This is a genomic window from Mesorhizobium sp. M1A.F.Ca.IN.020.04.1.1 (assembly GCF_003997315.1).
Lineage (GTDB): Bacteria > Pseudomonadota > Alphaproteobacteria > Rhizobiales > Rhizobiaceae > Mesorhizobium.
On the sequence record NZ_RZSN01000009.1, the window covers coordinates 1 to 14423 of the forward strand.

A 14423-nucleotide genomic window follows, 5' to 3' on the forward strand; every position below is an offset into this window, starting at 1 on the left:
GCAAGATGCCGACCGACGAGGCCGAGCGCAAAGCCGCGATGGATGCCTGGACCGGCTGGTACGACAAGCTGGGTTCGGCCGTGATCGACGGCGGCAATCCTGTCGGCATGTCGAGAACGGTGCTGCCCGGCGGCGTGGTCGAGAACAATGGCGGCAGCAATCCAACCGCCGGCTACACGATCGTCGAAGCGAAGGATATCGACGATGCCGTCGCCAAGGCAAGGGATTGTCCGATCCTGATGAACCCGGCCTTCAGCGTCGAGGTCGCGCCGATCATCGAGATGATGTAGCGCCAAAGCGCCCGAAGGTCGTCACAGTGAAACACGGCGGGCGGCATACCCGTCTTGCCCGCCCGCCGTCGCACGGCTAGAAGAGCCGATCCTTTCCCGATTTCGAGTTTCACTTTGCCTCAGTAACCGCCGGTCTCGTCTACTCCCGAAAGCACCGCAGGCGCGCTTTGGCGGCACCTGCATTCATCTCATGTGTTCTTCAGGCGGCGGCTCGAGACCGGTTTGGCATTGCTGAGCCGCCGTCGCGCAATTTGCGCGGGCGCCTGATTTTCAACCACTACAGCCTTTCGCCACACCGTGCCCGCATGGGCATCTCGGACATTGCCGCGCTGACGGACTTCCCGACGGGAAGGGCCTATCGGCATGTCTCGAACTTTGCGCATTCGCTGGGTGGTCGCGCCCGCAGTCGCGCCTCGACCTCTCATCAACTGCAATCGCTGCGGCGGCGTCAAACCTTACCAATGCAGCGGAAAGTTCCGCGTCAACGCCAACGGCAAGCGCATCGATGCCTGGCTGATCTATCGCTGCACCGACTGCGACAATTCCTGGAACCGAACCATTTTCGAGCGATGCAACCGTCGCGACATCGCACCGGCGCTGATGGCTGCACTGGAGCGCAACGATCCGACGCTGGTCCGACACTATGGCTTCGATGCCGTGGCGCTCAGAAATCGGGTCGGGCGGATCGAAGAATCTCCCGAAGTCACGGTGCGAAAGGAGCCGCTGGATGGCAGGCCGGAAGGCGCGACGGCGCTTTGGCTTGAGCTTCGGCTCGATGCCGCAACGCCCTTGCGGCTTGACCGCTTGCTCGCCGGCGAGCTCGGCATCTCCCGGTCGAGGCTGCAGGCCTGGGAAGCGCGGCGGTTGCTCGCTATCGAACCGTGCGGCGCCAAAGCCCTGCGCAGGCCGGTGCGCGACGGCATGGTGGTACGCGTCGACCTCTCCGGCGAGACCGGCCGTGACGCTGTCGTTTCGGCCGCATGTGCATGAAGTAACAAGGGAGGGAGCGCTGCTCCTCCCTTGAGTAACTGCCTGGGCTAAAACCCTACGCCGCGCCCATTACCTTGGCCGACTTCTCGAAGCGCTTGCGCTCGTTCGGATCGAGATAGAGCTTCCTGAGCCGGATGGTCTTCGGCGTCACCTCGACCAGCTCGTCGTCCTGGATCCAGGCCAGCGCGCGTTCCAGCGTCATGCGGACCGGCGGCGTCAGCTTCACCGCCTCGTCCTTGCCGGCGGCGCGGATGTTGGTGAGCTTCTTGCCCTTCAGCACGTTCACTTCCAGGTCGTTGTCGCGGGAATGGATGCCGATGATCATGCCCTGGTAAACCTTGACGCCCGGATCGATGATCATCGGGCCGCGATCCTCCAGGTTCCACATCGCATAGGCGACCGACTCACCCTGTTCGTTGGAGATCAGCACGCCATTGGTGCGGCCGGGCAGCTCGCCCTTGTAGGGCTCGTAGGCATGAAACAGCCGGTTCATCACGGCGGTGCCGCGCGTGTCGGTCAACAGTTCCGACTGATAGCCGATCAGGCCGCGGGTCGGCGCATGGAAGACAAGGCGCTGGCGGTTGCCGCCGGAGGGGCGCAGCTCGACCATCTCGGCCTTGCGTTCCGACATCTTCTGCACGACCACGCCGGCGTGCTCCTCGTCGACGTCGATGACGACTTCCTCGACCGGCTCCAGCAACTGGCCGTCATCGCCCTTCTGCATGACGACCCGCGGGCGCGACACGGCGATCTCGAAGCCTTCGCGGCGCATCGTCTCGATCAGCACGGCAAGCTGCAACTCGCCGCGACCGGAGACGAAGAAGGAATCCTTCTCCGGCGATTCCTCGATCTTGAGCGCCACATTGCCTTCGGCCTCGCGCAGCAACCGGTCGCGGATGACGCGGCTGGTCACCTTGTCGCCCTCGGTGCCGGCAAGCGGACTGTCGTTGACGAGGAAGGACATGGTCACCGTCGGCGGGTCGATAGGCTGCGCATGCAGCGGCTCGCTCACGCTCGGATCGCAGAAGGTGTCGGCGACGGTGCCCTTCGACAGGCCGGCGATGGCGACGATGTCGCCCGCCTGGGCTTCCTCGATCGGCTGGCGCTCGAGCCCGCGGAAGGCGAGGATTTTCGAGATTCGTCCGGTCTCGATCTGCGTGCCGTCATGGTGCAGCACCTTGACCGCCTGGTTGGGCTTCAGCGAACCGGACTCGATGCGGCCGGTGATGATGCGGCCGAGGAACGGATTGGCTTCGAGGATCGTACCGATCATGCGGAACGGACCGGGATGCACCGTCGGCGCGGGCACATGCTTGACGACGAGATCGAACAGCGGCGCAAGGCCCTGGTCTTTCGGGCCTTCAGGATTTTCCGAGACCCAGCCGTCGCGGCCCGAGCCGTAGAGGATCGGGAAGTCGAGCTGTTCGTCGGTCGCATCGAGCGCCGCGAACAGGTCGAACACCTCGTTGACCACCTCGATGTGACGGGCGTCCGGCCGGTCGATCTTGTTGATGACGACGATCGGCCGCAGACCTACCTTCAGCGCCTTGCCGACGACGAACTTGGTCTGCGGCATCGGCCCTTCGGCGGCGTCGACGAGCACGATCGCCGAATCCACCATCGACAGGATGCGCTCGACCTCGCCGCCGAAGTCGGCGTGTCCGGGCGTGTCGACGATATTGATGCGGGTGCCCTTCCAATCGACCGAGGTCGCCTTGGCCAGGATGGTGATGCCGCGTTCTTTTTCGAGGTCGTTGGAGTCCATGGCGCGCTCGGCGACGCGCTGGTTTTCGCGGAAGGCGCCGGACTGTTTCAGGAGTTGGTCGACGAGCGTGGTTTTTCCATGGTCGACATGCGCGATGATCGCGATATTGCGGAGGTTCATTGTCTGGTCTCGGGAGCGTTGCAGGCAGCAGGCCCGAAAGCGCCGCCTTTTTCGGTTGGGCGGCTCATACAAGGTTTTTCGCAATTGCGAAAGGGGAGGCCCCGCCCCAAATAAATGGTCACTGATTCTTAAACGTCTTGGTGTGAAATGATTCTGTTAACCAAGGCGGAACCTTTGAGGGGCCGGGCAATTTCATGTTCATGACCGATCAGATGTCCAGATTGCGTCCGGTTTTCGCGTGGGCAGCGCTTGGCGTGCTTGTTGCGGCTGGCGCCGCACAGTCGGCGGCTGCCCTGAGAGAAGCTGACCCCTCGCCCCGTGATGCCAAAACCGCGCAGCAGATGTTTGCCGACGCCCCGGACGGGGTCGACCCGATCGTCACCGGCCCGGTCAGCGCCGCATTCAAGCAGCGCCAGAAGGCAGCCAACTGCGACACCGCCGTCTGGCCGAACATTCCCGCGACCTGCTATCCGGATTAATATTGCGACGGCTATCTGACAAAGGTGGCACTCCGGCACACCCTCCTCTGCCGTGACGGACAGTCCGGCAGGATAGAGAGGGTTGCCTGGCGCCGACCCTAAGCCGACCGCACCGGATCGAGCGTGACCTTGTAGAGCTCGTTGTCGTCGCGATCCATCAGCCGCACCGTTAGCTGCTCGGTGGCGCCGGAAATGTCGACCAGGCCGAAGAACTGCAGGCCCGCTGATGGCGGCAGGTTCTGGCCCTGCTCGGCGCTCGGCGCTTTGATGAACTTCAGCTCGGGCCCGAAGGTCATGTCGAGATCGTTGGGACCGAAGGTACCGGCGTGGATCGGGCCGGAGACGAATTCCCAGAACGGGTTGAAATCCTGGAACTGCGCCTTGTCTGGATTGTAGTAATGCGCCGCCGTGTAGTGGACGTCGGCGGTCAGCCACACCGTGTTGGTGATGCCGGCGTTCTTGATGTAGCGCAGCAGGTCGGCGAATTCGAGCTCGCGGCCCTTCGGCGTGCCATTGTCGCCGTTGCTGACCGCCTCGGCTCCGGCCTTTTTGGCCGCGTCGTTCCAGACGACGAGGCCGAGCGGCATGTCGGCGGCGATGATCTTCCAGGTCGCCTTGGAATTCGCCAGCTCGCGCTTCAGCCACTGCGTCTGCTGCTCGCCGAGCATGCGCGACTTCGGCGTCAGCGTGTCCTCCATGTCGGGGCCGTTCGGGCCGCGATAGGAGCGCATGTCGAGGAAGAACACGTCGAGCAGCGGCCCGTGGGCGATCTTGCGATAGACGCGTCCCGGTTCCGAAGGTTCGTAGCGGATGGTCGTCATCTCATGGAAGGCGCGCGCCGCGCGGGCCGCCAGCACAGGGATGGATTTTTCCGTGTAGCGGTTGTCGGTCGTCAGGTCCTTCGAATCCGACCAGTTGTTCACCACCTCGTGGTCGTCCCACTGGTAGAAGGTCGGGCAGATGGCGCTAAGCGCGAGCACGTGCTTGTCCATCATGTTGTACTTCCACTGGTCGCGATACTCGTCCAGCGTTTCGGCAACCTTGCGCTTGCCGTCGATCATGACGACGTTCTTCCACTTGCCGCCGCCGGGCAGGTCGACCTCGTCCTTCATGGCGCCGTCGGCATAGATCGTGTCGCCGGAATGGAGGAAGAAGTCAGGCGTGTGCTTGGCGATGGTGGAGTAGGTCTTCATGCCGGTCTCGTCGATGCCCCAGCCCTGGCCGGCGGTGTCGCCCGACCACGCGAAGCGCACGTCGCGCTTCGACGCCGGCGCGGTGCGGAAACGGCCGACGATCGGCTCGGAGATGGCGTTGATGTCGGAAAGATCGGCGGCCGTCATCCGGAAGAAAATGTCCTGGTCGGCGGCGAGGTCGGTGAGCAGCCGCTTCACCGTATAGTCGCTGGCGGGCGAGGTATCGAGCGGCGCCAGCCTGACGGCGTCGACGAAGCTTTCGGTGGTCGACACTTCGTACACGCGCGCCGGCCGGTCGGTGCGGGTCCAGACCATGCCGGAGGTGGCGTCGATATCGCCGGACTGGACGCCGTGGGTGAAGGCCGGGCGCTGATTGGCGCGCGAATAGTAAGGCAACGCGAGTCCGGAGGCGCCGACTAGGCCAAAGGCGCTGGCCGAGGTGACGAAAGGGCGGCGGGTTAACGAGAGCTTGTTCATGGCTGTCTCCGGATGGCGTTGAACGGGACCGCCAACCTCCGGCCTCAATGTTTCAGGCGCATATCGGAACCATGAAATTTTGATAACAGGTCACAGCTCTCCCCTTCTCCCCTTGCGGGAGAAGGGAAGTCGCGCTTACGCCGCCTGCGGTTCCGGCTCAAAAGCCGGCTTGCTCGTGTTGATCAAGAGCGAAATACAGGCCGCGGCTATGCCGGTCATGCCGGCGATCAGGAAGGCAAGCTCGTAATTGCCCTGCAATTCGCGCATCGTGCCGCCGAAGGCCGCCGCCGCCGCGGCGCCCACTTGGTGGCCGGCGACGATCCAGCCGAACACGATCGGGCCGCTGCGGTCGCCGAAAGCTTCGTTGGCGAGCCTGAGCGTCGGCGGCACGGTGGCGATCCAGTCGAGCCCATAGAGCACGGCGAAGATGACCAGGCTGACGGCCGAGAAGCCGGAATAGGGCAGATAGATCAGCGACAGGCCGCGCACGGCATAATAGACGCCAAGCAGCTTGCGCGGATCGAAACGGTCGGTGAGCCAGCCGGACAGCGTCGTGCCGATCAGGTCGAAGATGCCCATCATCGACAACAGCCCGGCTGCCTGCACCTCGCCGATGCCCATGTCGCCGCAAAAGGCGATGAGGTGCGTGCCGACGAGGCCGTTTGTGGTGAAACCGCAGACGAAGAATGTGGCGAACAGGTACCAGAACACCCTGGTTCCCGCGGCACGGCGCAACGTGTTCAGCGTATGCGCCAGGAAATTGCCTTGCGCGGCCGGCGACACCGGCGGCACGTCGTCGGCATCGGCGCCATAACGCACCTGGCCGATGGAAGCCGGGCGCTCCGGCACCAGCAGAAAGACCAGCGGCACGAGAGCCGCCGTGGCAATGGCGATGGCAACGGCGACCGGCTTCCAACCTCCCGACTGAGCCAACGAGGCGAGCAGCGGCAGGAACACCAGCAGGCCGGTCGCGCTCGAGGCGGACATCAGCCCCATCACCAGGCCGCGATTGGTCTTGAACCAGCGATTGACGATGGTGGCGCCGAGCACGGTGGCGACCGCGCCCGAGCCGATGCCCGAAAATACCCCCCATGTGAGCAGCAGATGCCACGGCTTGGTCATCAGCAGGCTGAGCGCTGTGGAACCCGACATGATCAGCAGCGCGGCAAGCAGCGTGCGGCGTAGCCCGATCCGCTCCATCAACGCCGCGGCAAACGGCCCGGTGAGGCCATAGAGGAAGATGCCGACAGCGGCGGCAAGCGAGACGACATCGCGCCGCCAGCCGAAGCTCTCTTCCAGCGGCAGCATCATGACCGCCGGCGCGGAACGAAGCCCGGCGGCGATCAGCAGGCAGAAGAAGATGACTGCGACGACGACGAAGGCGTAGCGCTGGCCAAAGGGACGGGAATGAGCTATCATGTTACTGACCGGTACGTTGCAATGGAGCGGCGCCATTCATACGTACCGGTCAGTAACATTGTCAAGCGAGTTTGTTGAATGCCATCGGACAATAAAATTGAAGCGTCGATCAGCGGAGCCGGCACGGCACCGGCGCCGAAGGCTGCCGACAAGATCCTCGACGTGGCGCGCGATCTGTTCTATCGCGAAGGCATCCGGGCGATCGGCGTCGACGAGATCGTCAGGCGCGCCGGCGTCACCAAGCCCAGCCTGTACCGGACCTTCCCGTCCAAGGACGAACTCGCCGCTTCCTATCTGCGCAAGTACGACCTCGAATTCTGGCAGCGGTTCGACGACGCCGTGGACGCGCATCCTGGCAACCCGCGCGCGCAGATCATCGCTTTCCTCACCCGCGTGGGCAAACGCACGCAGAGGCCGGACTATCGCGGCTGCGGCATGACCAATGCGGCGGTCGAATATCCCGAGCACGGCCATCCCGCGCGGGTGGTGAGCGAGAACAACAAGCAGGAATTGCGCCGGCGCCTGCGCGCCATGGCGGCAGCGATGGGTGCGAGTGATTCCGACACGCTGGGCGATGGGCTGCTGCTGCTGATCGAGGGCGCCTATATCAGCGGCCAATTGTTCGGCCTCGGCGGACCGGCGGCATCAGTCGCCCGTAACGCCGATCTGCTGATTGAAGCCAGCTTGAAGAACTAGTGGTCCGCTGCTTCGGCGCTTTTCCTGCAACGTCGGCTGTTGGCGAAAACCATCGAGGAGAGCGCCCCTCTCCCCGTCGCTATACAGGGAGAGGATGCCGGCAGGCAGGTGAGGAGCAGCACCGGCCTAGACAATTGACCCTTCGCGCCAACCCAGCTTCCTAGGCTCACGCGGGTTTTAACGCTACGCTGCTGCACCAAACGGAGGTCTTCGGATGCGCGCCTGGCTTGCTCTTACTGCCTTTGTCATCCTTGGTGGCTCGGCCCATGCCGGCGACATTTCCAGCGACTATACCGACCTCGACTGGAAGAAGGACTGCGTGACCTACGCGCAATCGGAAGAAGGCGACGGCGACTGGGCGAACCTCGCCTGCGCGGGCTATCGCGGCTATCCGGTGCTGATCGGCTATGACGACGCGCGTGAGTCCGTCTACTACGGTTTTCCCTCCGACGACATGACCGCCATCTGGGAGAGTTTCTCCGGGTTCAACACCGCTGGGGCGAAGGTCGAGTGGCGCATCGAAACCAATGGCGACAAGGCGGTGCCCTTCGCCGTCATTCATCGTCGCGAGATCAGCAATCCCGAAAACGAAAACAAGCCGACCGAGGTGCTGGTCGTCGCCAAGGTCGCGCAGCCGGAGGAGCATGAGGGCTGCACAATCGGCCTCGTGCTCGCTACCGGCAACCCTCAGGCCAACGATCAGGCCCGCAAGCTCGCCGACCAAAAGGCGAAGGGTTTTGCTTGCGGCAAGGACAAGCGCGAGGTGATCGGCAACGTGCCGGACTTCGGGCGAGTAGATAACTAGAAATCAGAGGGTGTTCGACGAATGCGAGACGGCGAAGGTTGCGCATCCGTCATCCTTGGGCGGAGCAAGGAGCGAAGCGACGCGGCGCAGACCCAAGGATCCATGCCGTTACATCAAGGCGTTGCCACGGTGCAGTAATTCTGTTCCGTAACGATCTTCGCGCGACCTCACGGCATGGATCCCAGGTCTCCGCGACGGAGCGGCGCTCCTGCTTCGCCCTGGGATGACGACGTTGAGGGCTCGCCCAAGCCCCATCGCCCAGCCGTTGGCTGCCGCTTACCTACTTGACCGCCTTCGCCCGTTCGATCGCCTCGACGATCATCTTCTTGGCATAGTTGGAATCGTGCCAGCCCTCGATCTTGACCCATTTGCCGGGCTCGAGATCCTTGTAGTGCTCGAAGAAGTGCTGCACCTGCTGGCGGGTGATTTCCGGCAGGTGCGTGTATTCGGTGACATTCTCGTAGCGCAGCGTCAGCTTCGGCGAGGGAACCGCGATCACCTTCTCGTCCTGGCCGGCATTGTCTTCCATGATCAAGACGCCGATCGGCCGCACATTGATGACGCAGCCCGGCACCAGCGCGCGCGTGTTGCAGACGAGCACGTCGATTGGGTCGCCGTCCCCCGACAAAGTGTGCGGCACGAAGCCGTAATTGCCGGGATAGCGCATCGAGGTGTGCAGGAAGCGGTCGACGAACAGCGTGCCGGCCTCCTTGTCCATCTCGTACTTGATCGGCTCGCCGCCGATCGGCACCTCGATGATGACGTTGATGTCCTCGGGCGGATTCTTCCCCGTTGGTACGGCTTCGATGCGCATGCTCAAATCCCTCTCTCGATTTGTGAGATCGATAGCGGGCGGCGCTTCATGGTGCAATGCGGCGAATAGCACTGGACGCTAATGGAAGCGCACAGTTTGTGATGGATTGTAACCCAATGCATGTCGCCCAAGGCTGCGCAGCGGTTTTGGGCAAACGATATGCATCAAACGAAGACTTGAAGCACGTCACCGCAACGCGTTTTAAGTGGCGGCCATCATTCCCAGACGAAGGCAACCTTCTTCAGCGCCTTCTGCTCGAAGACCTCGACGCCTTCGGCGACGTCGCGGCCGCCATTGCCGGCATAAAAGGCCAGCGCGTTGTAATTGTCTTCCAACGCCCACACCACCAGGCCTCTGAGCCCATGGTCGGCAAGGCGCGTCCGCGCCGCCTTGAACAGCCTGCTGCCGAGGCCAATGCCCTGATATTCCGGACGCAGGTACAGCTCGTAGATCTCGCCCTGCTGCCTGAGCTCGCGGGCGCGGTTCCTGCCGATCGTGGCATAGCCGGCGATCGTGCCCCCGATCTCGACTACCAGCACGGTAGCCGCCTTGCGAATTGCGTTCGCCCACCAATCGGGGCCGCGGCGATTGATCATGGCCGTCAGCGTGCGATGCGGGATGATGCCGGAATAGGCGCCGCGCCATGCCTCCTGGTGCACGTCCGCGATAGCCATTGCATCGCGAGGGTCGGCTTTCCGGATGTCGATCGTCAGCGTGTTCATGATTTGTTAATCATAAACCCGCTTGGCCCGACTGCAAAGAGTCCGCGCTGTCGCGCCCGCGCTTTCTCACAAGCGAGCTTGGCGGCATCGGAGGCGCCGAAAACCAGCCCTCACCCGGCCCCGGCAGAGCAGATTTTCAGCCAGTTCCGTCAGATCTCGACGAGATGGTCATCCAATTCATTGGTGTCGTCGGCGGTAACCGGGAAATGCTCGGCCAGCACCGCGCCGACCGATTCGATCGCCTTGGCGAAACCGTCGGCGAGTCGGTCGTCGCCCGCGTGCGTTGTCAGGTCCCGCACCACGCCATCCCAGACATGCTGGCTGACCTTAGCGTCGATGCCGCTGTCGGCCACCACCTCGGCATAGCGCTCGGCGATGGAGACGAAGATCAGCACGCCCGTCCTCGCCTGGGTGCGGTGGACGTTGCGGGCGAGAAATTGCTTCATCGCATTGGCATGCGCCGCCTGGTAGCGCAGCCGTTTCGGCACGAGGTGAATTCGCAAGCCGGGCAGCGCCCAGAGGAGCGCAAGCATGCAGCCAAACGCCAGAAGCTGAGCAAGCACGAAATGCGGCAAACGGATGGTCAGCCACAAGGCTTCCAGCCCGTAGGCCACTGCGAGGCTGACGACAATCGTGGCGAGCGCCGCCGCGAACGCGGCCGGGAAGAAATAGCCGTCGCTGGACCCCGCCACGACGCAGTATATCTCGCCGTCGGTCCTTGCTTCCGCGGCACGGATGGTCTCGGCGATGCGGTCATGGTCCTCGGGGCTGATCGGTCGCGTTGCCATGGTTTCTCACCAGCTTCCAGAGGAGCCGCCGCCGCCCGACGAACCGCCGCCGCCGGAAAACCCGCCACCGCCGCCACCGGAGGACCAACCTCCACCGCCCGACGACCAGCCTCCGCCACCGGACGACCATCCGCCGGAGGATCGCCGGCTGGGCTCGAAGGTCATGCCGAGCCAGCGGTAGCGGCCGGGCCCGATCTTCTGGCCGAAGATCGGCGGCAGCACCGTCAGGGCGATGCTGCCGAAGAAGATCAGCGCCCAGAGGGTGATGAAGATGGCGAAGAACAGGTCGTCGGAGTTGAACGGCGCCTGCTCGTTGCGCTTGCCGCGCGCCTCCAGCTCCTCCGGATTGCCCTCCAGCACCATGATCATGTCGTCGACGGCCTTGCTGATGCCGCCGGAGAAGTCTCCGGCGCGGAAGGCCGGCACCATGTCGTTTTCGATGATCAGCTTGGTGTGCAGGTCGGTCAGCGTGCCTTCCAGCCCATAGCCGACCTCGATGCGCATCTTGCGATCGTTCGGCGCAACCAGGAGAAGAACACCATTGTTCTCCTTGGCCTGGCCGAGCTTCCAGAAGCGGAACAGCCGGTTGGCGTAGGGCTCGATCTCCTCGCCGCCGAGGGTGGGGATGGTCGCGACGACGATCTGATCGGAGCCTTTCTTCTCGAAATCGGCGAGTTTCTGGGTCAGCGCCGCGCGCGTGCCGGCATCGATAATGCCGGCATTGTCGACGACACGGCCGCTAAGCGGGGGCAGGTCGGCGGCAAGGGCGGCGATGGGGAGGAGGAGGTAGAAGATGCTCAGCAAAAGGCCAATGAAGGCACTCCGTCCCACCCCCCTCTGGCCCGCCGGCCATCTCCCGCGCAAGGAGGGAGATTGGATGTCACCGCCGCCTTCGCCAACCGCCTGCGTTGCAGGAGATGCACGGTCAGCGAAACTGCCGATCTCCCCCCAAGAGGGGGAGATGTCCGGCAGGACAGAGGGGGGCGCGAAGGAACGCAAGGCCTGCAAGCTCGAATAAATTTGAGTCGCGCCGCTCACCCGCCCTGCTTGGTGCTCGTGCCGAAATCCACCTTCGGCACCTGCATCTTGTCTTCCTCTACGGTGAAGTTCGCAAACGGCTCATTGCCGCGGAACCAGAATGTCGCCCACAGCACCGACGGGAAGGTCCTCAGTGTCAGATTGTACTCCCTGACCGCCTGGATGTAGTCGCGACGCGCCACCGCGATGCGGTTCTCGGTGCCTTCGAGCTGCGCCTGCAGCGCGAGGAAATTCTGGTTGGCCTTGAGGTCGGGATAGTTTTCCGAGACCGCGATCAACCGCGACAGCGCGCCCGTCAGCCCGGCCTGGGCATCCTGAAATTTTTTGAGGGCTTCCGGATCCTTCAGCGTCTCCGGCGTCACCGTGATCTGCGTCGCCTTGGCGCGCGCCTGGACCACCGCGTCGAGCGTGTCCTTCTCGTGCGAGGCGTAGCCCTTCACCGTCTCGACCAGGTTGGGGATCAGGTCGGCGCGACGCTGATACTGGTTGAGCACCTCGCTCCAGGCCGCCCTGGCATTCTCCTCCGCCGTCGGGATGGTGTTGTAGCCGCAGCCGGCAAGGAGCGGCAGCACGAAGGCCATCATCAGCAAGGCCGGCAAATTGCGGAAAGCGGAGGGTAGAAGAAGGCGCTCGGCGAACATGATTGGTCCCCTCGACAGAAGTTGTGATGCGAAGCATTACCACAATCCGTGCGCAAGAAAATGACCCGGTCGTGGCAGCGCTCTGATCTTGGCCGCTCGCCCCTGTGAATACGCGACCGAACAGGCTAAGCTCCGGGCCGGAAAGGACATTTGCCATGGCCGAGCGCCGGGACGACGAGAATGAATCGCGCCGCATCCTTGAGCGCGTGGCGCGCGAAACGACGCCGGGCGGCGCTTCCTTCGTCGCCCGCACCGCGAAGGACGCACGCGACCACGTGACCGCGGCGGATGCCGACCGCTCCGATCCGATCGAAGTTTGGGGCACCCGCATTGGCCGAACGCTCGGCCTCATCATCGCCATTGGGCTGTTGGTCTGGCTGGTGTATGCCGCCACGCAGGGTGGCTAGGAACCGAATTTCATGAATGCTGATAAAACCGACGCGCCGCGCGCGGTCATCGTCATCTCCAGTCATGTCGCCCGCGGCTCGGTCGGCAACCGCGCCGCGGTCTTCGCGCTGGAGACGCTGGGTTTCCCGGTTTGGGCGGTGCCGACCGTGATCCTGCCCTGGCACCCAGGCCACAGCCGCGCCACCCGCATCGTGCCGCCGCTCGATCAGTTCAAGGCGCTGATGGCCGACCTCGAGCGCGCGCCGTGGCTGGGCGAGGTGAGCGCGGTGCTCTCGGGCTATCTCGGTGAGGCCGGCCAGGCGGAGGCCGTCGCTTCGCTGGTTGCCGCCGTCAAGGCGAGGACGCCGGATGCCCTTTATGTATGCGACCCGGTGATGGGCGATTCAGGCGGGCTCTATGTGCCGGAGCCGACGGCCGTCGCGCTGCGCGACAGGCTGATGCCGATCGCCGACATCGCCACGCCCAACCGCTACGAGCTCGAATGGATGGCCGGAGCGCCGCTACCCGACATCAAATCGGTGACGGCGGCCGCCCTGCACGCCGGTCCCGCCACAATGCTGGTCACCTCGGCACCCTCGATGATGGCGGGCGGCACCGGTAACTTCCTCCTCGACGACCGACAGGCGCTGCTTGCCGAGCACCGCCTGATCGAGAAGCCGCCGAACGGGTTGGGCGACCTGACGGCCGCCGTCTATCTCGCCCGCATCCTTTCCAGCCAGCCGGCAGCGAAGGCGCTGCAGTCGACCACGGCCGCCGTCTACGAGATCCTGGCGCGCACGGCGAAACGCGGCGGCGACGAGCTGCAGCTCGAGACGGACGCGCAGAGCCTTTCGCATCCGATGGCGATGGTGCAGCTTCGCCATCTCCTTCATCCCGGGCGGGACAAGCGGGCGTGACGCCAGGCGGCGGCGTGCTGGCCGGCGTCGACGGCTGCAAGGCCGGCTGGATCGCCGTCCATCGCGAACCTGGCGCGCCGCCATCGGCATCGGTCTTCGCGACTTTCGAGGCTCTGCTACACGCCCTACCCGATGCCACGATCGCCGTCGACATGCCGATCGGCCTGCCTGATTTTTCCAGCCGCGGCGGTCGCGGGCCCGAAGCGCTGGTGCGTCCGCTGCTCGGAGCACGGCAGTCGAGCGTCTTTGCCATACCATCGCGCGCGGCGCTCTACGCCGATACCGGCAACTTCACCACGGTCGAAGCCTGGTATGCCGCGCACCGGCGGGCGAGCGAGGTGGCGATGACGACTTCCAATCCGCCGCGCGGCGTTTCCATCCAGGCCTTCGGTATTTTTTCGAAGATTCGCGAGATCGACCAGCTGTTGATCGCGCGACCGGATTTGCGCGGCCGCATCTTCGAATCGCACCCAGAAGTCGCCTTCTGCCGGATGAACGGCGGCACCGCGATGATCCTGCCCAAGAAGATCAAGGGCACTATCAACCCGGCCGGCCTGGAGGAGCGCAAGGCGCTGCTTTGCCGGCAAGGCTACGACAAGACCTTCCTCGACCAGGCGCCGCCGAAGGGTGCCGCCGGCGACGACTTCCTCGACGCGGCCGCCATGATGCTGATCGCCGGCCGCATCGCCAGCGGCGAGGCGCGGCCCTCTCCCGATCCGCCGCTTACCGACCGGTTCGGCATTCAGGTCGCCATCTGGGCATGACCGATCGGGGCGGCCGGCATGCGTCTGCGACGCCGCCATCCGCAATTCGGCATTGCCCGCGACCGGCTTTTGCCGCTAGAGGCTTTTTCGATCGCAACGAGCTGCCGCCCCAAACCCG

At 64.2% G+C, this 14423-nt stretch carries 16 protein-coding genes; 8 read left to right on the forward strand and 8 right to left on the reverse strand.

The features are described 5' to 3' along the window. Positions 1-290 (forward strand): hypothetical protein (locus EOA49_RS03760; RefSeq protein WP_206520139.1); only part of this gene is annotated, 290 nt, incomplete at its 5' end. A gap of 363 nt (positions 291-653) precedes the next feature. Further along, positions 654-1280, forward strand: coding sequence for a DUF1062 domain-containing protein (locus EOA49_RS03765; RefSeq protein ID WP_067324929.1), 627 nt, complete (start codon positions 654-656; stop codon positions 1278-1280). Positions 1281-1335: 55 nt separating this feature from the next. Here the strand turns inward: EOA49_RS03765 and typA are convergent, their stop codons facing one another. Further along, the gene (gene typA / locus EOA49_RS03770; protein ID WP_067001463.1) at positions 1336-3165 is read right to left on the reverse strand and encodes a translational GTPase TypA; all 1830 of its coding nucleotides are present in this window, start codon (positions 3163-3165) and stop codon (positions 1336-1338) included. Positions 3166-3359: 194 nt separating this feature from the next. Between typA and EOA49_RS03775 the strand changes: the two genes are divergently transcribed. After that, positions 3360-3644 carry a hypothetical protein gene (locus tag EOA49_RS03775; protein ID WP_245307538.1) on the forward strand — a complete coding sequence of 95 codons (285 nt, stop codon included), beginning with the start codon at positions 3360-3362 and terminating at the stop codon, positions 3642-3644. A gap of 98 nt (positions 3645-3742) precedes the next feature. Here EOA49_RS03775 and EOA49_RS03780 read toward each other — a convergent pair whose 3' ends face one another. After that, a complete protein-coding gene (locus EOA49_RS03780; protein ID WP_127239476.1) occupies positions 3743-5314 on the reverse strand; it encodes an alkaline phosphatase in 1572 nt (523 codons plus the stop codon). A gap of 135 nt (positions 5315-5449) precedes the next feature. Then, positions 5450-6733, reverse strand: coding sequence for an MFS transporter (locus tag EOA49_RS03785; RefSeq protein WP_127239477.1), 1284 nt, complete (start codon positions 6731-6733; stop codon positions 5450-5452). A 78-nt stretch (positions 6734-6811) separates the two neighbouring features. Between EOA49_RS03785 and EOA49_RS03790 the strand changes: the two genes are divergently transcribed. Beyond that, the gene (locus EOA49_RS03790) at positions 6812-7429 is read left to right on the forward strand and encodes a TetR/AcrR family transcriptional regulator (protein ID WP_095824171.1); all 618 of its coding nucleotides are present in this window, start codon (positions 6812-6814) and stop codon (positions 7427-7429) included. A 214-nt stretch (positions 7430-7643) separates the two neighbouring features. Continuing rightward, the gene (locus EOA49_RS03795; RefSeq protein WP_067324919.1) at positions 7644-8234 is read left to right on the forward strand and encodes a hypothetical protein; all 591 of its coding nucleotides are present in this window, start codon (positions 7644-7646) and stop codon (positions 8232-8234) included. Between the two features lie 280 nt (positions 8235-8514). Here EOA49_RS03795 and ppa read toward each other — a convergent pair whose 3' ends face one another. From ppa to EOA49_RS03825, 5 genes are all read right to left on the reverse strand, one after another. Further along, the gene (ppa, locus tag EOA49_RS03800) at positions 8515-9048 is read right to left on the reverse strand and encodes an inorganic diphosphatase (RefSeq protein ID WP_067001447.1); all 534 of its coding nucleotides are present in this window, start codon (positions 9046-9048) and stop codon (positions 8515-8517) included. A gap of 215 nt (positions 9049-9263) precedes the next feature. Next, positions 9264-9770 carry a GNAT family N-acetyltransferase gene (locus tag EOA49_RS03805; RefSeq protein ID WP_067324917.1) on the reverse strand — a complete coding sequence of 169 codons (507 nt, stop codon included), beginning with the start codon at positions 9768-9770 and terminating at the stop codon, positions 9264-9266. A gap of 149 nt (positions 9771-9919) precedes the next feature. Further along, entirely contained in the window at positions 9920-10558 is a 639-nt protein-coding gene (locus EOA49_RS03810; RefSeq protein ID WP_127239478.1) for a TPM domain-containing protein, read from the reverse strand. 6 nt (positions 10559-10564) lie between these two features. After that, complete coding sequence (locus tag EOA49_RS03815) at positions 10565-11371, reverse strand: YgcG family protein (protein ID WP_245460515.1); 807 nt, start codon at positions 11369-11371, stop codon at positions 10565-10567. Between the two features lie 221 nt (positions 11372-11592). After that, on the reverse strand, positions 11593-12237 hold the full coding sequence (locus EOA49_RS03825; RefSeq protein ID WP_067001437.1) for a LemA family protein: 645 nt from the start codon (positions 12235-12237) through the stop codon (positions 11593-11595). A 155-nt stretch (positions 12238-12392) separates the two neighbouring features. Here EOA49_RS03825 and EOA49_RS03830 point away from each other — a divergent pair, with 155 nt between their 5' ends. Genes EOA49_RS03830 through EOA49_RS03840 form a run of 3 tightly spaced genes read left to right on the forward strand, consistent with a single transcriptional unit; the run spans position 12393 to position 14305 of the window. Further along, a complete protein-coding gene (locus EOA49_RS03830; protein ID WP_067001435.1) occupies positions 12393-12644 on the forward strand; it encodes a hypothetical protein in 252 nt (83 codons plus the stop codon). Between the two features lie 12 nt (positions 12645-12656). Further along, a complete protein-coding gene (pdxY, locus tag EOA49_RS03835) occupies positions 12657-13541 on the forward strand; it encodes a pyridoxal kinase PdxY (RefSeq protein WP_127239481.1) in 885 nt (294 codons plus the stop codon). Next, entirely contained in the window at positions 13538-14305 is a 768-nt protein-coding gene (locus tag EOA49_RS03840; RefSeq protein WP_127239482.1) for a DUF429 domain-containing protein, read from the forward strand. Before pdxY ends, EOA49_RS03840 begins: the two co-directional genes overlap by 4 nt. Positions 14306-14423: the final 118 nt, after the last annotated feature.